Below are 24,469 nucleotides of genomic sequence, written 5' to 3'. Positions count from 1 at the left end.
CGGCAGCCTCGTATGCTGTGGATTGAATACGTTCTCACCACAACTATATGGAGGTCATGCGAATGTCAAGAAGAGGGTTGCCGCTGCTGCTCAGCGCCGCGATGATAACCGCGTTGCTGGCAGGATGCGCGAGCAAGGAGAACAACGGGCAAGAGGAGCCTTCCGCAGGCGGAAGCTCGTCTTCGCCGGAGTCTTCGGCCGCAGCGCCTTCTCCATCGGAGGAGAAGCCGACGGAGATTACGATCATGCTCCCGCTTAATGTGGCGGAGACGCCGCCGGATACGATCAAGAAAGAGCTGGAGAAGCTGACCAACACGAAGCTGACCTATCAATTCTTCCCGGCCGACACCTATGAGGAGAAGCTGGCTTCTACGCTCGCTACCGGATCGCTGCCCGATGTGACGTATTTAAAGAATCAAGCCACGTTCGTCCAGATGAAAGGAGCGATTCGCGACGGGCAGTTCTGGGAGATCGGCCCTTACCTGAGCGAGTTCCCTAACCTGAGCAAGCTGAAGCCGCAAATACTCGACAATACGAAGGTAGACGGCAAGCTGTACTCGCTGTATATCGGCAGGCCGCTGGCCCGGCAGGGGCTGATCTACCGCAAGGATTGGGCAGACAAGCTGAACTTGAAGGCGCCGGAGACGGTCGACGAAGTGGTCGCGATGGCGAAGGCGTTCACCGAGAACGACCCGGACGGCAACGGCCAACCCGACACGATCGGCCTGACGGACCGCAACGATCTCATCTACGGCGCGTTCAAGACGCTTGCCTCCTGGCTCGGCACGCCGAACAACTGGGGGGAGAAGGACGGCCAGTTGCAGCCCGAATTCATGTTCCCGCAATATGTTGCCGCCATGGATATTATGAAGGAGATTCGCGACGCGAAGGCAATGAATCAAGACTTCGCCGCGACGAGCAAGACGGATTCGGTTAACCTGCTGACGAGCGGCAAGGCCGGCCTCTATATCGGCTCCATGCAGGATATCGATTCGCTGAACAAGGACTTGATCAAGAATGTCCCGACCGCCGTGCTGGATACCCAAGCGTTAATTAAAGGTCCGGACGGCAAGGCGACCACCTGGGCGATCCCGGGGTATAACAATGTGCTGCTGTTCCCGAAGTCGGCGATCAAGGATGAGGCGGAGCTGAAGAAGGTGCTCGCGTTCTTCGACAAGATGATGACGCCGGAAGTCGCCAATCTGATGTATTGGGGAATCGAGGGCACGCACTACACCGTCGTCGACGGCAAGGCCAAGGTGTCGGACGACAAAGACCTGGTCGAGCGCGAAGTGAAGGGCTATAAGGACAGCGTCATCGGCGAAGCGGAGACGAACGGCATGTACGAGAGCTACAACACGCTGGAAGGGCGCATTCACGCGGAAGAGTTCATTATCGAGAACGAGAAGATCGCGATTCACGATCCGACGACCGCGCTCGACTCCGAGACCTTCACGGAGAGAGGGCAGGAGCTGCAAACCCTGATAACGGACGCGACCTACCAGTACATCTACGGCAATCTGGATAAAGCCGGCTTCGACAAGGCGGTCGAGGAGTGGAAGAGCCGCGGAGGAGACAAGATCATCGAAGAGTTCAACGCGGCTTATAAGCAGTAAGCGCACCGGCTGACGGCAGGCGGCCTTCCTGAGGCGGCCTGCCGGTTCACGCGGGCACAGAGAGGAAGATCGCCATGCGGGAAGCGAACGTCCGGCAGGGCCCGGTCCACGGGACGCAGAGCCGGTTATCCAAGCGGCTCGCTCGCAATAAGTGGCTGTATGTCATGATACTGCCGGGCCTGCTTTATTTTCTTATTTTCAAATATGCACCGATGTACGGTCTGATCATCTCGTTCCAAGATTACAAGCCGTTCGACGGCATTCTGGGCAGCGAGTGGGTCGGCTTCGAGCACTTCAAGCGTCTGTTCACCGAGCCCGACTTCGTCAACATTCTGACGAATACGCTCATTCTGTTCGGGATGAATCTCGTCTTCTACTTTCCGATTCCGATCATCCTGGCGCTCATGCTGAATGAAGTTCGGCTTCAATTGTTCAAGCGATTCTTCCAGACGCTGATCTACTTGCCGCACTTCATGTCATGGGTCATTATCGTCTCAATCAGCTATGTTATGCTCACGATGGACGGCGGCATGATCAATGAACTGCTGGCGAGCCTGGGGCTCCAGAAGGTCAACTTCCTGCTGAGCGCAGAGTGGTTCCGTCCCATGTACATCATTCAGGTGATCTGGCGGGAGGCCGGCTGGGGAACGATCATCTACTTGGCGGCCATCGCTTCTATAGACCCGCAGCTGTATGAGGCAGCCAGAATGGATGGAGCGGGGAGACTGCGCCAGATCTGGCATATCACGCTTCCGGCGATCCGCAGCGTTATTATCGTCCTGCTCATTCTGAAGATCGGCGATGTGTTGGAGCTCGGCTTCGAGCATGTCTACCTGCTGCTGAACTCGATGAATCGCAGCGTCGCGGAGATCATCGATACGTACGTATATACGGCGGGTCTGCAGCAGATGAAGTTCAGCTACAGCACGGCCATCGGCTTCTTCAAATCGATCGTCGGCCTCGTTCTGGTCGTGCTGGCGAACCGGCTTGCGAAGCGAATGGGCGAAGAAGGCGTCTACTAAGACAGACAGAGAGGAGGGAAGCGGATGGTGGAGGATCGCACGATCGGCGGCAGAGTCTTCGGCATCGTGAATTTCGGACTGCTGACGCTGATTGCCCTCATAACCGTGCTGCCGTTTATTCATGTTCTCGCGGGCTCCTTCACGACGAACGCGGAATTGGCGGTTCGCAGATTCATTCTGATACCGACGGACTGGAGCTTGGAGGCTTACCGATTCATCTTCTCCACGTCCACGATCTTCCGGGCGATGGCGGTCTCGATCGGCGTCACGGTGTTCGGAACGCTGTTCAGCATGCTGATCTCGTCGATGATGGCCTACGGCCTGTCCCGCAGAGATCTGGACGGACGCCGGGCGCTCATGTTCCTCGTCGTGTTCACGATGCTGTTCAACGGCGGGCTCATCCCGACATTCCTCGTCGTTAAGGAGCTGCATCTGATCGATAACTACGCAGCGCTGGTGCTGCCGCTGACGATCAATGCCTTCAACATGATTATCTTAAAAAACTTCTTCCAGAACATCCCCGAGGGGCTGGAGGAGTCGGCCAAAATCGATGGGTGCAGCGACTTCGGCATCCTGTTCCGCATCGTGCTGCCGCTCTCGATGCCGGCAATCGCGACGATCTCGCTCTTCTACGCGGTCACGTACTGGAACACGTACTTGAATGCGATCTTGTATTTGAACGATAGCAAGATGTGGCCGATTCAAGTGCTGCTCCGGCAGATCGTCGTGCTGGCCAGCGGCTTCGAGTTCAGCTCGGATCTGGATTCGGCAGTGCCGCCTCCGGATCAGGCGGTGAAGATGGCGGTTATTGTCGTCGCCACGCTGCCCATTCTGCTCGTCTATCCGTTCTTGCAGAAGCACTTCGCCAAGGGCGCGCTGCTCGGCTCGGTGAAGGGCTGACAGCCAGTCTGCCGGAGTGGAAGGTGGAGGTATTGGAGATGGAGAGAGAATACACGGCGAAGAATGCAAGCACGCCGATTGAATGGGCGCGAGCCGCCTGCGATGCCTTGATGCGAGACTATGCGCCTGGGGAGCTGCCTCCCGCGCATCGCTGGCATTACCATCAAGGCGTGTTCCTGTGCGGGATGGAGCAGCTGTGGGGGGTCGTGCGGGAAGACCGCTACGACGATTACATTCGGGGGTATGTCGACGGCTTGGTGGACGACTTCGGTAACTTCCACTTTGCTCGGGACGAGCTGGACGCCGTTCAGGCGGGACTGCTGCTGTTCCGGCTGCATGAACGGACGGGCCTCGCCAAGTATCGCGCGGCCGCCGGCAAGCTGAGGGCGCTGTTCGGCACGCTGAACCGGACGAGCGAGGGCGGATTCTGGCACAAGGATAAGTATCCATATCAGATGTGGCTGGACGGGTTGTACATGGGCGGCGTGTTCGCCTTGAAGTACGCGCGCATGTATGGAGACGCAGAGCTGGCTGCGACGGCGCTGCACCAGGCGAAGCTGATGCGCCGGCATATGCGCGATCCTCGAACCGGGCTGCTGTATCACGCCTGGGACGAGAGCCGGCGCATGTCTTGGGCGAATGCGCAGACCGGCTGCTCGCCCGAGTTCTGGGGAAGATCGCTCGGCTGGTACGGGCTGGCGCTCGCGCACATGCTTGAGCTGCTGCCGGACAATATGGGCCCGGGGCAGCGTTCGGAGCTGGAGGAGGCGCAGCGGGAATTCCTGAGGGCGATTGTCCGTTATCAGGATGGGAAGAGCGGCTTGTGGCACCAGGTTGTAGACAAGGGAACGCTGCCGGACAATTGGCTGGAGACGTCCTGTTCGAGCTTGTTCGTCTACGCGCTGGCCAAGGGGGTCAAGCAAGGCATTGCGGGCGGCGAGTGTCTGGAGGCCGCGCGTCTCGGCTACCGCGGATTGACGGATGCGATCGCTGCGGCGAGCGGGGAGGTGGCGTTCACGCTGCCGAACATCTGCATCGGCACCTCGGCGGGCGACTACGAGAACTATGTCACCCGGCCGACCAGCCGCAACGATCTGCACGGCGTCGGCGCGTTCGTGATGGCCAGCGTGGAGATGCGGGATTTGGTCTAGCGATTAGATCAAATAACGTGGAGAAGCGGGAATATGGTCCAGTTATTTGAATTGGATGAGGAAGCCGGGCTTGCGGGTGCTATTCCGCAGCTCGGCTTCCTTGGGTTGGAGGCGAGCCGCCGCTGGGCGGGGGGAAGAAGATGCAGCGGAGATGTCTGCTAGTGGTGTGGTAGAATGTGGATGTGAATGTGAATTAGGCTCTTGACGGGAGGAGAAGAAAGTCTAAGGATGGCACGAATCTACAAAGCAGTATTATTCGACCTTGACAACACGCTACTTAACTATTCGGCGTCCGAATTGGAGTCGATGAAGCGGACGTGCAAGGATCATGACTTGTTCGAAGACGACCCGGCTGGCTGGAGCTCGTTCTGGCAGGCCTACACGGAGCATAACGCTCGGCATTGGTTCGACTTCGTCGGCGGAGGCAGCGTGAAGTCGATGCCGGACGTGCTGAAGTTCTCCTTCCGGGACGCGCTTGCGGGGACCGAAGAGCATCTGCACGAACGGCTCGCGGCGACCTATTGGCAATACTTCTGCGGCTCGAGCATCTTCGAGGATGGCGCAGAACATCTGCTGTCCAAGCTAGCCGGCGATTACGCGCTCGGGATCGTCAGCAACGGAATCGGGGAAGCGCAGCGCGGCCGGCTTCAGGCGGGGCGAATCGCCGATCGCTTCCACTCGGTAATCGTATCCGACGAGATCGGGATTCGGAAGCCCGACGCAAGAATATTCCAGCAAGCGTTGAGGGAGCTTGGCGCCAGCCGGGAAGAGACGCTGTTCATCGGCGACTCGCTCCAGGATGATTACCGCGGGGCGGTTCAGGCGGGAATCGACTTCTGCTATTACAATCGAAGCGGGAGCGTCTTGCCGGCAGGCGTCAAGCCAACATACGCCGTGACGCATCTCTCGCAGGTTGCTGAATTGATTATGTGAGCTGCTAAGGGGAATGGCCGGGGCGTTCGGCGACCGGCCATTTGCTTGTCCGCGTGCGAGAGCATCAGTTGATCGCTTGCGTGCAGGTCGCTGCGGGAGCTCGACCGCGTCGGTTCATCGTTCTCGCTCCTTCCACATTCGCAATAAGAAGAGAGCGAATGAGCGAGTCTCACGTTCGGGGGCTCCGTAAGCTCTCGATGGAAGGCTTGTGGAGGGCGAATGCACGTCGCTCCACATGTAACCGGTCCAAGCCGGGTTACATGGGGCGGGAGAGCGCAGGTGAGCTCTGTAACCGGTCCAAGCCGGGTTACATGGGGCGGGAGAGCACAGGTGAGCGCTGTAACCGGTCCAAGCCGGGTTACATGGGGCGGGAGAGCGCAGGTGAGCGCTGTAACCGGTCCAAGCCGGGTTACATGGGGCGGGAGAGCGCAGGTGAGCGCTGTAACCGGTCCAAGCCGGGTTACATGGGGCGGGAGAGCGCAGGTGAGCGCTGTAACCGGTCCAAGCCGGGTTACATGGGGCGGGAGAGCGCAGGTGAGCGCTGTAACCGGTCCAACCCGGGTTACATGGGGCGGGAGAACACAGGTGAGCGCTGTAACCGGTCCAAGCCGGGTTGCATGGGGCGGGAGAGCGCAGGTGAGCGCTGTAACCGGTCCAAGCCGGGTTACATGGGGCTAAAGAGCGCAGGTGAGCGCTGTAACCGGTCCAAGCCGGGTTACATGGGGCGGGAGAGCGCAGATGAGCGCTGTAACCGGTCCAAGCCGGGTTACATGGGGCGGGAGAGCGCAGGTGAGCGCTGTAACCGGCCCAAGCCGGGTTGCATGGGGCTAAAGAGCGCAGATGAGCGCAGTAACCGGTCCAAGCCGGGTTGCGTCACAGCTTCTCGAACTCAGGCGTCTGCATCAGCCATTCGAAAAACACATTTTTTGCCTCGCGGTAGGACTCCATGTCTTGCCCTTCGAAGCGCTTCTTCAACGCATCGTACTTCCGCCGATAGTTATCATTGCCCCGCAGCACGTCCCGGAACTTCCAGAAGAAGTCGAATTCGGAATTCACCACGGTCAGCTGAATCCCAAGCGGAGGCACTGCCGAATCGTCCTTGAACGCTCGGAATTCCGCCGTCTGCACGCTCCCTTCGTTGCTCTCGTAGAGTTCGGACAGCGCGAGAATAGCCTGCTCGAACATCTCCGGTTGCACACGAATTTGAATGTCCAAGTCACCCTTCGTCAAGCTGTTCGGAACGGCGGTGCTTCCCACATGCTGAATATCCGCCCCCGGCAGAATGGACTCCAATAACGCCTTCTGCTCCGAGAACAACTTATGCACCGCGGTTCCGATAGCAGCGCCTTCCGCGTAACGAACAATATCCAACTTTGTCCCTCCATGACACGTTATAATAGAGCAGGTGTTATTAGCCAATAAGGAGACTTCAACGCTTGAGACGAATTTCGCTTCCCAACATCCGAATCCCTGCCAGACCAACCCTCGCCGTACTTGCGGCGTTGTTCTTCCTGCTGTGTATCGGCTCGACTGCACTCCTATTCATGAACAAGGAACCTGCGCCGGCGCCAGATCCCGAACTGGATATGCCTTTCGACTATACCTATGGAACCGCGTTGGCCTCCAACGGCATGACGATTCATTATTTGAAGACAAGGCCTTCCAATCTGTCGCTTGAAGCGGTTCATCAGAACGTTACGCTGTCTCCCTTCTATGGCGTCAACGGAGGTTTCTTCTATCATGAGGACTTGCTCAGCATGGCTGTCGTCAATGACCGGCCGGCGAATGGAGAAGCGGGCGGATACGGATCCGGCTGGGAAAATGCGAAGTACGCGCGAGGCACGTTAGTGTGGGACGGCTCGGCGGACCGGCTGAGCGTGCAAGTCGTGCGTCAGGCGTCTGAACTGGACGTGACGGATCGCGCGAACTATTGGGCACAAGGCGGCATCAGCATGAGCCTTGGCCGCGACGTGTCGTGGGAGGAGCAGGCGGCTGCGGAGAACGCGCCGTATCCGTATGATCGCAGGCTGCGTTCGGCCGCCGTCTACGATCGCGAGGGCAATGTTTATCTTGTGGTCAGCAGCTCGATGGGGATGCTGGCTGATTTTCGCGCGGCGATCGTGGAGACGATCGCGCCGGGGAGTCTGGCGGACGGCATCTTCCTGGACGGCGACGGCTCATCTCAGCTTCGGAGCCGGGAGATGAAGCTGCGCGGCGACAGCCGCCCCGTCGTGCAGATGATCCGGATCGTGCGGTAGCGCGGCCGGGGCCGCGCATGAGGGGGAATCCCCCGCAAACGCGCCGAAGAGGTCGATCAGATCGACCTCATGGGGGGAATCCCCCGCGAGCGCCGAAGAGGTCGAATAGATCGACCTCTTGGGGGGAATCCCCCGCAATCGCGCCGAAGAGGTCGACCAGATCGACCTCATGGGGGGAATCCCCCCGCAATCGCGCCGAAGAGGTCGACCAGATCGACCTCATGGGGGGAATCCCCCGCGATTGCGCCGAAGAGGTCGAATAGATCGACCTCTTCCGGACAATCCCCGCCCCCCCTGCGCCGGCTTCCTCAACCCGCGCAGGCATCCGCCGCCGCGGCCAAGTAGTACGCGAGGCCGGTCTGCTGCGACTCCAGCATGCTACGGTGGAAGTCGTCGCTCAAGAAGAAGCGGCACTGCGCCGCGAACGTCCCCGCATCCGTCTCATGCCCGTGCTCGCGCAGGAACGTGATGTGCCGCTCGATCAGCAAGCGCACCTCCTCGCCGCTATGCTTCTTCCCCGATCGCAGCGCCTCCGCCATCGCAGCCATGAACGCCGCGGCTTCCGCCGCTTGCTCGTTCATCTCCGGCACGTCAATTGGCGCGCCGCCCTCCATCAGGTCGAAGCCATAGGTTCCCTTCAGATGCTCGTTCTGCTCGCTCAAGGCTTCCTTCCACTCCGATTCGCTGCCGAAGCCAACAAACATTTGGTCCATATCCATCTGTTCTCCCTTCTTGGCGCTGTCCATCGTCTCATCCATCGTGCGCAGGAGCCGCTCCAGCCGCTCTCTTCGCTCTAACAGCAGCTCCCGCTGCTCGGATAGGAGCGCCAGCCGATCCGGCTCTGCGGACAGCAGCTGCTTGATCTTCTCCAAGGGGAAGTCGAGTTCCCGGTAGAATAAAATTTGCTGCAGCCTCTCCAATTCTCGCCTGCCATACAGCCGATAGCCGGCAGCGCTGATCTCGCTCGGCGACAACAGCCCGATTCGGTGGTAGTGATGCAGCGCCTTGATCGTAACGCCGGACATGTCGGACACTTCCTTGACCGTATGAAGCATGGCTTTATCCTCCTTTCGAACTTAGCTTATTGCCTCCTCCAAGGGGAGAGTCAATCGTTGTTCGCTAACGAATTGTGCTATGATGAGATTGCCCGCACATATGGGACAATTCATGGGAAGTGAAGGCAATGGAGTTTCCTTGGCGCAAGAATCTATATATTCTCTGGCTCGGCGTGTTCTTCTGCAGTTCGGCATATTCGATCTCGATTCCTTTTATCCCGCTGTTTCTACATAACGACCTAGGCGTAGACAGCCATCTGGAGCTGTGGTCCGGCTTCGCGTTCGGCATCACGTTCCTGGCGAGCGCGCTGATCGCGCCGTACTGGGGGTCGCTCGCCGACAAGTATGGCCGCAAGCCGATGCTGATCCGTTCGGGATACAGTCTGGCCGCGCTGTATATGTTAACGTTCTTCATCCATAATCCATACGTGTTCCTTGTTCTGCGCATCTTCCAAGGCTTGCTCGCCGGCTTCGTTCCTGCATCGATCGCGCTGGTCGCGACGAACACGCCCGAGAAGCATACGGGCTACGCGCTCGGCATTATGGCGACGGCCGGCGCTACGGGCGGCATCGTCGGCCCGCTGATCGGAGGCGTCGTCAGCCACTGGACGAGCAACCGGCAGGCGTTCCTATTCTCGGCCGTCGTCGTGCTCGTCGCCGCGTTGATCGCGACCTTCTTCGTCCGAGAGGAGAACTATGACCGCAAGGCGGTGCGTTCCTCGATCCGCCATGACCTGAAGACGGCGTGGTCGAACCGAACGTTCGTCACGCTGCTCCTGCTCGTTGGCATCGGCACGTTCTCCGTCATGATTCTCGAACCGCTCATTACGGTTTACGTGCTTCAGCTTGGCGCTGACAGCGACGATGCGTCTTGGCAGTCGGGCCTCATATTCTCGGCTGTCGGCATCGCCACGCTGATTGCCGCGCCCCAATGGGGGCGTATCGGCCAGAAGATCGGCTTCGTTAAAGTGCTGATCATTGGTCTCGTTGGCGGAGGCGTCGGCAATCTGCTTCAATTCTTCATTGGGAATTACGCGGAATTCGGCGTTCTGCGGTTCGTATATGGACTGTTCTTCGCCGGCGTCTATCCGTCGCTGAACGCGATGATCGTCCAGGTGACGGAGGCGGACTTCCGAGGCAGGGCGTTCAGCTTGAACCAGTCGTCGACGCAGCTGGCCACGATGCTCGGGCCGATGATCGGCGGCGCGCTTGGCGGCTGGATTCCGATTCGGTGGGTGTTCGTCATTAACGGCGCCATGCTCATCGTCTGCGCGCTGATGCTGCTCCAGAAGCGGCGCAGCATTGAGACGCCTGTCGCGCAAGCCTCAGCCGCATCGACCTTATCGCCATGAGGCGCTTCATGAAGACCGATGAAGAATAGAATAGGTGACTTATGTTAATTCCCAAAAATATGGTTCGCTGGCCGCTGCTGTCAGCGGCGCTCATATTGCTCTCTGCTCTGCTCGCCTCCTGCGCGCAGGGTGAAGCCCATGTGACCATCCATCGCAACGGCACGGCTGATCTGGATCTCAGCGCATCGGTCAGCCGCCGGACGCTGGAGCTGATCGGCCAGCCCGATCTGCCGAAGCAACTGTCGGACATCCTTCAGCGCAATGGGATGGCAGCGGCTGTCGAGGACGATGGAAGCCAGACCGGCATTCGCGCGACTCGGCATCTGAATCTCAAGGACATGGCGGACCGGCCGATTACGCTGCCCGAAGGGATGGAGCTGGAGCAGTCGACGGAGCGGAAGTTCTTCTACACCCGCTATCATGTCGCCGTGACGATGGATATGGTCCGGCTGCTGAGAGGAAGCGGCGAAGGCAACGATTGGAGCCAGTCCATCGCCTCGATGCCGGCGCTAGCGAAGAAGCTGGTCGAGCGGCAGATGGACCTCGACTTCCTGCTCACATTCCCGATTAAGCCGGGGGCGAACAACGCCGACGAGATACAGGATCGCGGCCGTACGCTCGTCTGGCATCTGAATCTGTTCAGCGACAACCGCTTCGAGACGAGTCTCGCCGTGCCGAACGTTCGCCATATCGCCTATACGGCTGGCCCCGCGCTGCTGCTCTTGACCGCGGGTATCGTGATCGCGATCGTCCGCGCGCGTAGGCGGGGACGCAGGACGCGGTAGCGGCCCCGCGCCTGCCGTTCATAGCTCGTTGGACGGCTGGCGATGCCGGCTGTCAAACCGCACGGTCGGTGCCCGGCTATCCACTGTTCGCTGTCCGACGGCCGCCGACTGCCATCCCGCATCCCACCCATCCGCCTCCATGCCTCGCAACCAACGAAAGGGCGCAAGCCGATCCCAACGGACCGGCTTGCGCCCTTTTATCCTTTTCGCGCTTGCCGCGCGGTGATTGCTCTTACGGAATGAACTGCTGCACGAGCTTCACAATCTTCCCATTCTCGACCGTCACATGGTACGGGAACCCTTCCATGATCTCCTCATCGTCCGGGGTGAACAGCGAGACGAACGCCGGCGCATCGATCTTCTCATCCCATACAGCAACCGCTTCGGTCCAATCGCCTGTGCGATTGTAGAATTGCATATGAATGTCCGCGTCTGGCGCCAGCTCGTACGTATGCCAATCCTCGGCGTCGTTCACGATGTAGTAGCCGTCCGGCGCTTCTGTCACGTCCGGATCCTGCTCATGCTCACGGAACGCCTCGTTGGCGGCCTCTCCTTCGTACCACTCGATGCTGTCCACCTTGAGGTAGGTTCGTCCGCCGCGGTTCTCCACGTCCGCAATATAAACCGTCTGCATTCCCTCGCTCTTCGGTACAGGCTCGTACCGATTCTCGTCCGCGTTCACCGCTTGAAGCGGAAGCACGCAGACAACCGCCAGCAGAAAAGCCCAAGGTGCACTTCCTTTACGCATCGTATCTCTCATTCCCTTCCCGGCTTCCTTATCTATTAAGACGAATGGCCAAGCCTATTGGTTCCTGCATTTGAGCCGCGTTTGCACTTTTTTTTTGAAGCGCGATTCGCAAGCATTCGCCCGTTTCGGTCCGTATCTTCGCTCTTGTCCGCCGAACCGTTCCGAATCTTAGATTTGGGATGATAAAAATGTTAGATTCCCTCAGCCGCCGCCGACGGGAATCGGGGTCGTATCCCGAACGCTGTCATACGGCGCGGATCAAGGGGAGCCGGTCTCCGGCTACATTGTCCTCCGCCAATCTCAACTGTGGGAAGCTTAACCATTCGCCGCCCAATTCTGAGAGCCGGCCGCGCCGAAGTTAAGATTCTTTAAGGTTTAGCGGGATGTCCCGGGTTTATAGTGAATACGTCGACAGACATAGACAAGGAGTTGATCGATGGTGTGCGGCATTATGGGTTATATAGGCGACAAGCCATCCGAGAGAATTCTATTAGATGGGCTGAAGAAGCTGGAATATCGGGGATACGATTCCGCCGGCATTGCGATTGGCACCGAAGCGGGGCTTCGCGTGGTCAAAGCCCAAGGGAGAATCGCGGAATTGGAGAAGCGGCTCCGGGAGCAGGCGCTTCCATCGGGGGCGATCGGCATCGGCCATACGCGCTGGGCTACCCACGGCAAGCCTTCGGATCGGAATTCGCACCCTCATACGGACAACGAGATGAACATATCCGTCGTGCATAACGGCATTATCGAGAATTACATGGAATTGCGAGAAGAATTGGAGGCGAGGGGCGCGCGCTTCGTCTCCGAGACGGATACCGAGGTGATCTCGCATCTGATCTCTTCCGAATACGAAGGAGATATCGTCTTCGCGGTTCAACAAGCGGTCAAGCGGCTGAAGGGCGCTTACGCGCTCGCCGTGTTGGCGGGACGGGAGCCGGACAGGCTCGTCGCGGTTCGCCAGCACAGCCCGCTGATCATTGGCGTCGGCGACGGCGAGCACTTCATCGGCTCGGACATTCCGGCCATTCTGGAGCATACGCGCAGCGTCTACATTCTCGACGACGGCGAGATGGCCGTCTTGACGCGGGATGGCATCCGGCTTATGACAACCTCCGGGCAGCCGGTCGACAAGAAGCTGTTCCGGGTCAAATGGGACTTGGCCGTCGCCGAGAAGGCAGGCTTCGAACACTTCATGCTGAAGGAGATTCACGATCAGCCGCAGGCATACCGAGATACGCTGAGCGGACGGCTCATGGGCAGCTACCCGTGGGTGTATCTGCCCGAGCTGAAGCTGAAGCCGAAGCGGCTCAGGCAGATCCGCAACGTGCACATCGTCGCCTGCGGGACCGCTTATCACGCCGGCCTCGTCGGCAAGCAGGCGATCGAACGCTGGTCGCGCTTGCCCGTGGAAGTGGATGTCGCATCGGAGTATCGCTACCGCCAACCGCTGCTGACGCCGGATACGCTAGTCATCGTCGTCAGCCAATCCGGCGAGACGGCGGACACGCTGGCGGCGCTTCGCGAAGCGCGGCGCCACGGCGCGCATGTCCTCGCCATTACCAACGTCGTCGGCAGCACGGCGGCGCGCGAGGCCGACGACGTACTGTTCACGTGGGCGGGGCCGGAGATCTCCGTCGCCTCGACCAAGGCTTATACGACGCAGCTGCTGACGCTCTACACGTTCGCACTGCATCTCGCCCGCGTCCGCGGGACGATCGCGGACGCCGAGATCGCGTCAGCCGTCCAAGCGCTGAACCGCTTGCCGGATCAAGTCGCCAGCATTCTGGAGAATGCCGAGGAGATTCGCTCTTATGCCGAAGAGATTGCGCAGCATGAGCATCTGTTCTTCATCGGACGGGGGATGGACTATGCGGCCGCCCAAGAAGGCTCGCTGAAGCTGAAGGAGATCTCCTATATCCATTCGGAAGCCTATGCCGCCGGCGAGCTGAAGCATGGGACGCTCGCGCTCATCGAGGAGGGCACGCCGGTCGTGGCGCTGGTCACGCAGCCGGAGCTGTACGAGAAGACGGTGAGCAACATCCGCGAAGTGATGGCCCGGGGCGCGAGCGTCTTCGGCATCGCCTGCGAGAATACCGCGAATCTGGCGGAGCAGGCCGGCCGCATGCTGCTGCTGCCCGCCACCCATCCGATGCTGACGCCCGCCGTCTCCGTCATTCCGCTGCAATTGCTCGCCTACTATGCGTCCGTCGCCAGAGGGTACGACGTGGATAAGCCCCGGAATTTGGCCAAGAGCGTCACGGTCGAATAGGGGAATATCCGATGAGCGATAGACTGTCTGGTGACATTATAGTTAGTGCCTAGACATTATAGTTGGTTCCTTTACACCAAAGATAGTGCCTTTACAATAGAGTTGGTATCTAAAGGTTTATTTAACAACAGTTCTTGGTTAAAATGGAATTAAGACGGTCTATTTTTACAGCGAACATTTATATCTAATGGCTTTGCCCTTTGTTAACAGGGGGCGAAGCCATTAGTCGTTTTTGGGGATTATAACGGACAGCTCGCTATAGGCCGTTTTATGGAAACCGAAATGGAGGTGTTATATTGTCCAAACGAGGTGCAAGAAAAGAAAAGCTGCAAAGCAACTACATTAAAAAGGGAAGGGGCCAAGGTGCTGGAGAGAACTATCAGCCGTTTATTCAAGCACATGATAATAAAATCGCTTCAGAAGGCTGGTTAACGCGGCACAAAGGATGGAAGACCAGAAGAATTCATCATACCCTGTCCGAACATGAGAGGAAATATTTATACTACTGTGAATGGCTTAATGGAGTAACTGATATCCGCGAACAGTGGCCATTGTTACCTTTAGAAAGAACAATGGAGATTGCTGAAGAACTTGGTATTAAACATCCACATTTAGATGGTACCCCTGTAGTAATGACAACCGATTTCAGGCTCACTTTGGAAACAAGAAACGGCAGCCGCGATGTTATACGAACCGTGAAACCTAGAGAAAAATTATCTGACCGTACTTTGGAGCTTTTTGAAATCGAAAGGGTTTACTTTGCAGAGCAAGGAATCGATTGGTGCATTATTACAGAAGACAAAATTCCTATAAACCTTGTGAAAAACGTAGAGTGGATGGCAAATGCAAAGTATCTTGAAAATCAACCCGGTGTGAATGGAGAACTGGTCGAGTTGGTATCTGAAGGGCTATATGATGTCTTTATGAAAGATGCCGGGCAAACGCCTCTAATTAACCTGTGTTTGCGGACAGATAATGCATATCACTTAGAAAAAGGGACATGTATGTTCGTACTGCAATATATGCTAGCAAACAAATTTTGGGGAACAGAAATGAGCAAACGAATAATTCGGGAAAGGGAACCATTGATTATTTATGAAATTCAGCCGGTACAAAAATCGATTCACTTAGTTAAAAGAGGAGGTGCTTAGAATATGTTAATCGTGGTCAATTCAATAATTGAGCGATTGAATGAAGATCTTGAAGTAGTAGAAATGCTACGAGTCTTGTGGATGGATGACGTACGAGAACAAGTTGTAGTAGTCAATATCGATGATCACCGTAATATGTCGTACCCTTACTTTATAAGGTATGAAGAGATTGTGAGAGAGATACAAGAGAAAAAAAGTAGATTATCAGAATTAGAGACTGACATGCGGCTCTTGTCTCCGGACGAGATTTATTTGAACAAATACAAAGAGAATCGAGATCGCCGCTGGAACTTAATTAAAGATATTGCTATACAAGAACCGGAAATCTACATATCGGAAAGCAGAGGGAAATTAATACACGAAGTTTATTCGTTGTCGGGAAAATCAAAGAAGGTTATAAGAGATTATTTAAAAAAGTATTGGTTCTATGGCAAATCAATAAATGGGTTGCTCGATAATTATTTTGATTGTGGTATACCTGGCGAGCAGAGAGTGTATACACAAAAACCCGGCCCTGAGTCTACTAATAGAACTATGATTACGGAAAGTGACGTTGAAATCTTCAAATCTGCTATTCGGATTTTCCATATTCGTAGAAAAATGAGTATAGTCAAAACACACGAGAGAATGTGCGAGACTTTTTATAAACGTGGATTTTATCGAAAGTATGGGGTAAAGGTACCTATTGTTGATCCAGATAGAAGTCCCACTCTTCGACAGTTTCGTTACTGGTATACGAAGAACTATTCTGCCTTTGACCGTTATTCTAACAGGCGCGGCAAACGACGTGCAACGATGGATGCACGCCCGATGCTTGGAAATGCTTCAGAAAAAGCTTTATGTGTTGGAGCAGTATTTGAAGTAGATGCAACCAGATCGGATATTATTTTAGTTTCATTTGACCGAACGAAGATATTGGGAAAGCCGACACTATATGTTGTGATTGATGTGTTTAGCAGATTAATAGCTGGTTATCATGTAAGTTTGGCTCCCGAATCATGGTTCGAAGCGATGGTAGCTATTGAACATGCTGCTACAAATAAGGTTGAGAATTGTGCGCGTTACGGTATTTCAATTCAAGAGGAAGATTGGCCATGTAGGTATTTACCGCAAAACCTAGTAGGTGACCGTGGAGAATTAAAATCACAACTTTCAGAGAGGTTTGTAAACCTTAATGTGGATGTATTAAATGCTCCCTCTTATCGTGGAGATCTAAAACCATTTGTTGAATCAAACTTTCGTATAACAAATGAAATGATAAGGGAATTACTCTCCGGTTCAACAGAGGCAAGGCAACTTGTAAGAGGAGATTATAATCCTGCACGTGATTCAACTTGGACCATAGAAGAGTTTAATCGTTTTTTGATTGTATATTTTTTGACATATAACAAAAGTGCTTTGAGCAGAGATTTCCTTCCAACAAAAGATATGTTCAGTGACCAAGTTGAGCTTACCCCATTAAAAGTTTGGAACTGGGATAAAGGAAAAAGATTACTTCATGAAAAGCGGAGAAAAGAGTTGCGTTATAATTTATTACCGCGCGAAGAGGCGAAGGTAACCCGCTTTGGGGTTGAATTCCGAGGACTCACCTATACATGTAGCATTGGAGTTGAAGAAGGATGGTTCGAGGGGAATGGTAATGGAATTAATGGTAGAACAAAAATAGAGATCACATATGATCCAAGAAATTGCAGCAGTATTTTTTTGAAGCATAAAAATGATCTGCTATCACTTTTACTTACAGGAAGGTCAAGAGAATTTGAAGGTTTGCATTTTGACGAAGTTGCGAAAATTATGGAATATCGAGACTCTCAAATCAAAGAACAAGAAAAACTGGAGAAGCAGCATCGAGCTGAGCTTCACGCTTTTGCTGATGTGCTTGATATAACAGCAACGGAGAAGACGAAAGAGGCTACGAAAGACAAAAGTTTTTATTCAAGAAATCAGAACAAACGTGAAGCCAGGGGTGCGGACAGTAAGGTTTGGGGAGCGATCGGAGCGATGTCGAACGTCTCGTCCGAGTCGGTTAATACATCAGAAGTTCAAAAGTCAGTTGAAGAAAACATCGTTAAATTTCCTACTACTAACGAGATGAGAGAAACGAATCAACCTAGTATTAGCGATATACAAGCGCTCTTCTCTAGAAAAAGTCAAGAAAGAAGGAGGAGAAACGAGACCAATGAGTAACGAGCAAATTGCTGGACTAAACGGGACACATATTTATGCAAAATATAATGAACAAGTGATTCCCAAGAATCAGGGGAATCCATTTATCGAAGCATTACCTGAGCGAATAGATTTAAGCACTTTTATTGATGCACTTTATTCAGTTCCGCCTCTGGACTCCAAGTATAACAATTTATGTGTTGAAGATCGACTCGAGTTTGTTCAACAAATCAGGCCAGATTTTTGGCTACCGCTACCTTCTCATTATGAAAAGTATCGAAACCTATATTCTATGATCAAAATAGGGTATCAATCAAGAAATCCAATGCATGCCATCTTTAATCGTCAGTTTGCTATTGGATGGGAGGAGATATTTAAGGCAGGTACTGATGAGAAAGCTGCAAATTTAGCCGGAAATATGCATACTGCACAGAGTCTGGCCGAAATTGCTATTAATGGCTATGGAAAAACTCAAATGTATGAGCGTATGTTAACCCGATTGTTTCCACAAGTCATTCATCATAAGGAATATCAAGGGAGAATGCTAACGCAGAGTCAACTGGTGTGGTTAAAAGTGGAATGTCCATATAATAAATCGGTCGGTACATTTTGCAAGAGCTTCTATGCTGAAGTAGATAAATTATTGGGGACCAAATTCTATGAAAAATTCGCTGAAAAGCCGGGAACAATCGATAAGCTGGTAATCAGGATGATTAAGACTGTAGCTCAAATTAATCTTGGTGTACTGGTTATTGATGAAATTCAAAGAATCCAGAAGGCCTACTCCGGCGGGGAAGATAACATGATTGATTTCATTACTCAACTTGTAAATACGCTCGGAGTACCGGTTATTTTAATCGGATCATTCAAAGCATTATATTTATTTAAAGATTCACTGGCTAATACTAGGAAGTGCCTACCAAATGGCTACGCTGAAAATATATCAGGGTATATGCTTGAGGATAGCTGGGAATGGAATCACTTTATCGAAAATCTGTGGGATCTTCAATATACCAAAACATATACTGAAATTACACAGGAAATAAAAGATTTAATGCATTATTACTCCATGGGGATTCCTGATATTGCCGTAAAGCTATTTATGCATGTCCAATCCCGAACCATTGTAAATGGTGGAGATGAACGGATTCGTTTGTCTGACATTCGCGAGGTTGCAGAAAGAAGCCTTAATATGGTTCAACCCATTTTTAACAGAATACGCACAGGTGACCCATCGGCATATAAAGACTTGGATGATATTAAGCCGGATTGGGTTCCGTTGAACGGCTACATAAAAGAGGCGTCTCACAGGATTACTGTACACGGAAGCTTGGCGGAAGAACATGCACGGGTTCTTCAGGAAAAAAGAAGAGAAGAAATCTTGGCTAAACTAACGGAGTTTGCACTGCAGCTTGTTCATTCTGCAACTGATGCAGAAGTTATAGCGAATAAGGTTTATGATGCAAGTTCTGGAATGGGCGATATTGCCTTAATGTTTGGTCAGATCGCGCGGCTTGTTGTAGATAATGCTGAAAATATGGGCAGCAGTACTCATGTAGTGACTAATAACAATATTAAAACATCAACAGGAATACTTCCGAAAAAGAAAGTAGGAAAAAAGTTAAAGCCTGTCTCGAAGCCTGATGATATTCGAAATGTTGTTCAAGTTGGACACAGTAAAGGACTAACTACGGAAGAGGCACTTGAGGAAAAGGGGTATATAAGAGGAGTAGATGAGTTGCTAGATATCATTTCTTAAATTCGAAGTCAATGATGGGGGTGTTGTATGTCTCAAATGATCTTCTTCCCTGAACCATTACCCGATGAAGATTTCCGAAGCATTGTTTGTCGCTATCACCTTATGTCCTCCAATTCCATATTTTCAGAAACAAAGGAAGAACTGTTCGGTATAAGGTCCCATAAAAATCTTATGTTTCCGATGAAACTTGAATATTTTTGTTGCAGACTTCCGATTGGGCATTCTCTTCGACTTAATACCTTCATTGAAAAGCATACATGGGTAGGGTTAATATTCTGTTTCCTTACAAAAACAAATCAAGAAAAAATACATATGCTCATGAAATTCGGTAATGAAAAATTATATCAAACAACTCTACTCCATATAGCAGGGCTATTCTCAAAGCAGATACGATATTGCCCTGAATGTTTGAAAGTTGATGAAGAACAATTCGGGATTTGTTATGTACATCGCATTCATCAACTATCGTTCCTAGATCATTGTCCGGTTCATTATACGAAACTTATTAATGCGTGCCCAAATTGTAATCATCCTCTGAGTAAAGACTATGCAGAAGAGCTCATTTATCAATCGAAATGTAAAAAATGTAAATCAACAATAGGAGCTTTACTAATTGATAAGAAAAACTCCTTAACTATGTTCAAAGATAAACTGCTGCAGGATTTATGCAAATTGCGGGATTGCTCTGAAAAACTTAGTGCTGAAATTATTCAATTAAAGTTAATGATGAAATTGTGGGAACTAAAATATATTCATTACCGTGGCCGTATTATGAAATTGGAATTTTTGACTGAAATGGCATCCAAATATTCGCTAGAACAACTAGAAGCAATAGGCTTAGAAAAGGCTGAATTAGTAACGAAGTATTTTGTTTCTCGATTCCTGACGTTGGATCATCTGAGAACACATATCTTGTTTTACACCGTGCTAATTCAGAATCTCTTTCATTCTGTTGATGAGTTTCTTAGTTATAGTCATCCTATCGCAAATCAAGTTCCTTTTGGCATTGGACCTTGGGAGTGCTATAACACAATATGTAAAGGCTATAATCGGAAGGTGATTAACCGTTGTATTCGCAAATCGAAGGGATCAGGTGGTTCCACAATATCAGTTGAATTTGTTTGTCCTCTTTGTGGTTATACTTATTCACGGTTGTGGCAACCGGAAGGAGATGAGTCACGCAAACCTTTGGTCGTTAGTATGGGGCATATATGGCAAGAAAAAGTGATGGCGCTTTATTGCGCGGGATATTCAATATATCAGATACGAAATGAGACCGGCTTCTCCGAATCTGCGTTAAAAACCTATGTAAATCAGTTGAAATACCAGATGGAAAAAGTATCAGAACTAAAAATCCCTTTGGATACTTCATTAGCAATAAGCGAAACTGCAACTATTGGGGTATTGGAGAACAAGGATATATTTCGAAATATATTGTCAGATACGGCAAGAGAAAAGAAGACCAGAAAGCGATTAATGATGCTTCGTCTACATCCAAGAGAATATAATTGGTTATATCGACATGATTCGGATTGGCTAAACAAGCATTTTCCTAGACAGCCAAGTGTTAAAGGAAAGATTGATTTAAAGGATTTTGATATTAAATTGGCAAAGAAAATTAGGGAAGTAACTAATCAATTGGAAACAACTTGTAACACCAGGATAAGGAAACATACAATATTGAATCAATTAACCCCTTTGGAAAAATCAAGGATAACCAGTATGCAAGAACGCTTACCAGAGAGCGCAAGAGTATTGAATCAATCAATTGAAGACTTGGAGTCTTTTTTAATTAGAGGTCTTAGCCGAATATTTAAGAAGTTGAGGATGAAAGGATATCGGACCGTAACATTCGGAGCTGTTGTAAGTTATTCTAAGCAATATGGTAGATGTGGAGACGAAACAAGGACAAGAATTGAGATGATATTAGACCAACTCAATCGAGAATTCTAAAGGAAAAAATAGATTAAGTACAATGTTGGGAATATCCTTATTGGAAAAGGGAAAAATAATCATATTGCCAATTAGTTTGGAGCGAGGGCAGTATGATATATTTTCCTTCTTTATTCCCGGATGAAATACTATATAGTGCTTTTGCCAGATATCATAGAGATTCAGGAAACGAGAATTATAAACTGACGATGGAAGAATTATTTGGGAATACAAGTGTTTGTGCATCATTATTATTCCCATCCCATTTGACATCTCTATGTGATAGGATGCCTCCTGGAAATCTGTATAGTCCAGAAGATTTAATTAATAATCATACATTTCTCCCATACTATACACCCTTTATTCCGGAGAAAAGATATTTTGACATGAAAGAAATAATGAAATCGAGTAAGGGGACTTCTGCTTACATGCAGATTGGTAAACCGGCCTCGACGGTTAAAACACAACAAGGATTAAGGTATTGCCCGGCTTGTGTTATTAGAGATCGAGAAATCTATGGAGAAGCATATTGGCATAGATCCCACCAGGCCGAGGGGGTATTTGTATGTCATTATCATCCTAATACGCTTATCACTACCAATGTGACGCTTACCAAGCAAAGAAATAAGCACGAATTTGTATCGTTAGAAGTTACTTTGAGGAATGAGGACTTACAGTACAATCCAGCATCCCCTCAATCTTTTAGTATCCTGAAGTTTATTGCTGAACAGACAAATCTTCTATTGAGCAGTGGTTGGAATCCACTCGGTCTGCTTAAACTGAATCAATTTTATGTATCAAAGTTGCAAAATATGGGATTCGCCAATCATACGGGAAGAATCAGGTGGTCGGATCTAATACCTGCATTTAACCGATTTTTCGGCAAACAATTGCTAATAGAACTTCAAAGTCATAATGAACCTTCGCTAGAGGCAACATGGCTACATAAATTACTAAGGAAACCGCGTGTTACGTGCCACCCCTTAAGGCATCTATTGGTTCTTGGTTTTCTAGGTGAGACTATCGAAAGCATGACTAATCAAATATCTGAATATAAGATATCTTATGAACCCTTTGGGAAAGGTCCATGGCCATGTCTCAATAAAGCTGCAGATCATTATAAAGCTCCAATGATATCATCATGCGAGATTACAAGATGTTCGAAAACAGGACTCCCTGTAGGAACTTTCTCCTGTACTTGTGGGTTTGTCTATTCGCGGAAAGGACCGGATCAATCCATAGATGATCGCCTTAAAATTGGCCGAATAAAAAACTTTGGTGAAGTATGGTACGAGAAATTGCGAATTATATCTCAACAAGATATATCACTGAGAGAAATGTCCAGAAGGCTTGGTTGTGATCCAAAAACAGTGATAAATAGGCTTTCCAATAGCAAAACACCCATTCCAACTGCGGTTGATCAAGAAAGCATAAGCTACAAGAAAGAATGGAGGGAATTGGTAAGTAGTAATAGTGAGTTGTCAGTAACCGAGCTTAGAAAACTAAATCAATCTGTTTATGCTTGGCTTTACAGACATGATAGGTCGTGGTTACATGAACATTCGCCTGTTAATAGAAAGAGTTCTACAAAGCGTGAACGAATCAATTGGGCAGAAAGGGATCATCAAATTGCTAAAGAGGTTCAATTAGCGGCAAATGAAATTTTACATGGAAAATCGGATAAACTTATTAGGGTAACGAAAACAGAGATCGGACGAAGGATCGGTAAGTTACCTCTTTTATTTAATATGCTACACAAGTTACCTGAAACGGCCAAACAATTAAATGTTGTATTGGAGACAGTTGAAGAATTTCAAAAAAGACGAATTAATCACAAGGCAGTACAATTAAAGAATACGAATGCAATTGTTAAGCGTTGGGAACTGATTAAGGTTTCCGGCTTAAGGGAGAAGTTTATTGAAAGTCATCATGATGTAATTAGTGACCTCTCTGAAACGTAGTGGTAGAGATGAATGTGCGAAAACATGCCAATGGAGAAGATAATAATGACTCTGCTTAATGATGAAGAAAAAGTCGCTTTTTTAATCGAACTATTAGATCGCCAAATTGATAATCTTCCGGGTGAGAACAGCTTTGCAAATTATCTTGAATCAATCCGTAGTTTTTTAAAGACTAAAGATCCAATTCTTCAGAAGGCGGCAATCTCTAATTGTGAGTTATTTATAGATAACATTTCTCATGTTTTAGTTAACTGTAATACTTCTAAACAGGCGGTAGGTTCACTAATAGCTGCATTCGATAAAGTAGGATATGCTGATTCAATGGATGCTGCTGCGATTATTATTGAGTTTGAGGAACTTCTAAAACAAATGTCTGAAGAAGAAGCAGAGAAATTATATAGGGAACGTTGGTTGGCTGAAAAGTAGAAATTTGAGAATGAAGTATCCGATATTACTGGAGTTATTAGCAAGTTTTTCGAGGATTGAATTAACTGGCTGGCTGTCAATTTTCTGAGATAATGTCACCATAACTCGTCTGTGAAAATGTCACCTTCGTAGTGTTCCGAAGCCACCGTTAGGTGGCTTGGACTGCCGTTGATTGTGTGCTATTCTTAAATTGGTTTTTTGTTCCGATACATCCTCCAAGGATGATCGGCGGCGGGTTTGCGTGGCGACGCAGAACTCGCCTTTTTTGTTGCTACGGACTTACGTTCAGGCTTCTCCGTCGCCTTAAGCGCCAGTGCCTGCCCTTGATGCCATAAGAGAACTTCACCAGACAAAGTCTCACGCACCTCAACTGTCGTCTTCGCGTCAAATCGAAATGGAGCCGACTTGGCTAGCGTGTAGATGGTTCCGTTGTACGAGAGCGTATTGCCATGCCCGAGCTGACGATACTCGCGAATCGTGAACACGTGATTCAGATTGATCGATGGATCAAGCGGTATGTAGGCCGATTCCGCCATTTTGGGCTTCACCGCAAATTTGCGATTGTGCTTCTGCAATAGACCGGGCAGCGCCGCATTTGCTTCCTCCAGCGTCTTGACGCCGAGCAGCCGCAGTTCGATGACCAGGCGATCCTGGAACGTCTTCCAGAGCCGCTCCACTCGTCCCTTAGCCTCAGGCGTAATCGCCTTGATGTGTTCAATATGCAACTCGGCCATCGCCTTACCGAAGTGAGACAGCGGCTTAGTCTCTCCAGCCAGTTCTTGCTCAATCGTCAGTTTCTCGTTGGGCGAGCGGAAGATGGTGTGGCGGTCGCTGTACAGGCCGAGCGGTATGCCGTATTTCTGGATCCCTTGCTGCATGACAAGCGAGTAGCCTTCCCGGCATTCCGTAGGTCGAAAAAAGGCGCCGACAACGATGCCTGTCGCATCGTCGATGGCAGCGTCTGTTTATCGCATAATAGAAA

At 50.9% G+C, this 24,469-nt stretch carries 19 protein-coding genes and 1 pseudogene; 16 read left to right on the top strand and 4 right to left on the bottom strand.

Translation table 11 applies throughout. From position 1 onward, the window contains the following. The first annotated feature begins 62 nt into the window (after positions 1-62). From H4Q31_RS12685 to H4Q31_RS12665, 6 genes are all read left to right on the top strand, one after another. Positions 63-1,616, top strand: a complete 1,554-nt coding sequence (locus H4Q31_RS12685) for an extracellular solute-binding protein (protein WP_185179430.1) — start codon at positions 63-65, stop codon at positions 1,614-1,616. Positions 1,617-1,690: 74 nt separating this feature from the next. Further along, complete coding sequence (locus tag H4Q31_RS12680; RefSeq protein ID WP_185179429.1) at positions 1,691-2,638, top strand: ABC transporter permease; 948 nt, start codon at positions 1,691-1,693, stop codon at positions 2,636-2,638. Between the two features lie 24 nt (positions 2,639-2,662). Next, positions 2,663-3,538, top strand: coding sequence for a carbohydrate ABC transporter permease (locus H4Q31_RS12675; RefSeq protein WP_185179428.1), 876 nt, complete (start codon positions 2,663-2,665; stop codon positions 3,536-3,538). Between the two features lie 38 nt (positions 3,539-3,576). Continuing rightward, positions 3,577-4,689, top strand: coding sequence for a glycoside hydrolase family 88/105 protein (locus H4Q31_RS12670; protein WP_185179427.1), 1,113 nt, complete (start codon positions 3,577-3,579; stop codon positions 4,687-4,689). 33 nt (positions 4,690-4,722) lie between these two features. Further along, positions 4,723-4,851, top strand: coding sequence for a hypothetical protein (locus H4Q31_RS21655; protein ID WP_260440155.1), 129 nt, complete (start codon positions 4,723-4,725; stop codon positions 4,849-4,851). Between the two features lie 66 nt (positions 4,852-4,917). Then, positions 4,918-5,622, top strand: a complete 705-nt coding sequence (locus H4Q31_RS12665; protein WP_221626830.1) for an HAD family hydrolase — start codon at positions 4,918-4,920, stop codon at positions 5,620-5,622. A gap of 873 nt (positions 5,623-6,495) precedes the next feature. On the opposite strand, the gene H4Q31_RS12660 is transcribed toward H4Q31_RS12665, so the two are convergent. Continuing rightward, positions 6,496-6,993 carry a GrpB family protein gene (locus H4Q31_RS12660; RefSeq protein ID WP_185179426.1) on the bottom strand — a complete coding sequence of 166 codons (498 nt, stop codon included), beginning with the start codon at positions 6,991-6,993 and terminating at the stop codon, positions 6,496-6,498. A 65-nt stretch (positions 6,994-7,058) separates the two neighbouring features. Here H4Q31_RS12660 and H4Q31_RS12655 point away from each other — a divergent pair, with 65 nt between their 5' ends. Further along, a complete protein-coding gene (locus tag H4Q31_RS12655) occupies positions 7,059-7,880 on the top strand; it encodes a hypothetical protein (protein ID WP_185179425.1) in 822 nt (273 codons plus the stop codon). A gap of 308 nt (positions 7,881-8,188) precedes the next feature. Here H4Q31_RS12655 and H4Q31_RS12650 read toward each other — a convergent pair whose 3' ends face one another. Further along, positions 8,189-8,935, bottom strand: coding sequence for a MerR family transcriptional regulator (locus tag H4Q31_RS12650; RefSeq protein WP_185179424.1), 747 nt, complete (start codon positions 8,933-8,935; stop codon positions 8,189-8,191). Between the two features lie 128 nt (positions 8,936-9,063). Here H4Q31_RS12650 and H4Q31_RS12645 point away from each other — a divergent pair, with 128 nt between their 5' ends. Both H4Q31_RS12645 and H4Q31_RS12640 read left to right on the top strand, forming a co-directional pair. Further along, positions 9,064-10,287: an MFS transporter gene (locus tag H4Q31_RS12645; protein ID WP_185179423.1), complete on the top strand. Its 1,224-nt coding sequence runs from the start codon at positions 9,064-9,066 to the stop codon at positions 10,285-10,287. A 41-nt stretch (positions 10,288-10,328) separates the two neighbouring features. Further along, complete coding sequence (locus H4Q31_RS12640) at positions 10,329-11,072, top strand: hypothetical protein (protein WP_185179422.1); 744 nt, start codon at positions 10,329-10,331, stop codon at positions 11,070-11,072. A gap of 232 nt (positions 11,073-11,304) precedes the next feature. Here the strand turns inward: H4Q31_RS12640 and H4Q31_RS12635 are convergent, their stop codons facing one another. Then, on the bottom strand, positions 11,305-11,832 hold the full coding sequence (locus H4Q31_RS12635; protein ID WP_185179421.1) for a hypothetical protein: 528 nt from the start codon (positions 11,830-11,832) through the stop codon (positions 11,305-11,307). Positions 11,833-12,259: 427 nt separating this feature from the next. Here H4Q31_RS12635 and glmS point away from each other — a divergent pair, with 427 nt between their 5' ends. The 7 genes from glmS (at position 12,260) to H4Q31_RS12600 (ending at position 23,487) form a co-directional block, all read left to right on the top strand. Continuing rightward, on the top strand, positions 12,260-14,092 hold the full coding sequence (gene glmS / locus H4Q31_RS12630) for a glutamine--fructose-6-phosphate transaminase (isomerizing) (protein WP_185179473.1): 1,833 nt from the start codon (positions 12,260-12,262) through the stop codon (positions 14,090-14,092). A gap of 296 nt (positions 14,093-14,388) precedes the next feature. After that, positions 14,389-15,243: a TnsA endonuclease N-terminal domain-containing protein gene (locus H4Q31_RS12625; RefSeq protein ID WP_185179420.1), complete on the top strand. Its 855-nt coding sequence runs from the start codon at positions 14,389-14,391 to the stop codon at positions 15,241-15,243. A 3-nt stretch (positions 15,244-15,246) separates the two neighbouring features. Further along, on the top strand, positions 15,247-17,430 hold the full coding sequence (locus tag H4Q31_RS12620; protein WP_185179419.1) for a TnsB C-terminal domain-containing protein: 2,184 nt from the start codon (positions 15,247-15,249) through the stop codon (positions 17,428-17,430). Further along, positions 17,423-19,168 carry an ATP-binding protein gene (locus H4Q31_RS12615; RefSeq protein WP_185179418.1) on the top strand — a complete coding sequence of 582 codons (1,746 nt, stop codon included), beginning with the start codon at positions 17,423-17,425 and terminating at the stop codon, positions 19,166-19,168. Before H4Q31_RS12620 ends, H4Q31_RS12615 begins: the two co-directional genes overlap by 8 nt. Positions 19,169-19,195: 27 nt before the next feature. Further along, positions 19,196-21,121, top strand: a complete 1,926-nt coding sequence (locus H4Q31_RS12610) for a TnsD family Tn7-like transposition protein (RefSeq protein ID WP_185179417.1) — start codon at positions 19,196-19,198, stop codon at positions 21,119-21,121. A 92-nt stretch (positions 21,122-21,213) separates the two neighbouring features. After that, entirely contained in the window at positions 21,214-23,061 is a 1,848-nt protein-coding gene (locus H4Q31_RS12605) for a TnsD family Tn7-like transposition protein (RefSeq protein ID WP_185179416.1), read from the top strand. Positions 23,062-23,106: 45 nt separating this feature from the next. After that, on the top strand, positions 23,107-23,487 hold the full coding sequence (locus H4Q31_RS12600; protein WP_185179415.1) for a hypothetical protein: 381 nt from the start codon (positions 23,107-23,109) through the stop codon (positions 23,485-23,487). Positions 23,488-23,635: 148 nt separating this feature from the next. Here H4Q31_RS12600 and H4Q31_RS12595 read toward each other — a convergent pair. After that, positions 23,636-24,446, bottom strand: a pseudogene (locus H4Q31_RS12595) (transposase family protein); the annotation flags it as partial. Between the last annotated feature and the right edge of the window lie 23 nt (positions 24,447-24,469).

The sequence above is a fragment of the Cohnella lubricantis genome (assembly GCF_014212015.1).
Taxonomy (GTDB): domain Bacteria; phylum Bacillota; class Bacilli; order Paenibacillales; family Paenibacillaceae; genus Cohnella; species Cohnella lubricantis.
Note: the sequence above shows the minus strand (reverse complement) of the source record. Positions and strands in the feature narration are given on the sequence as shown.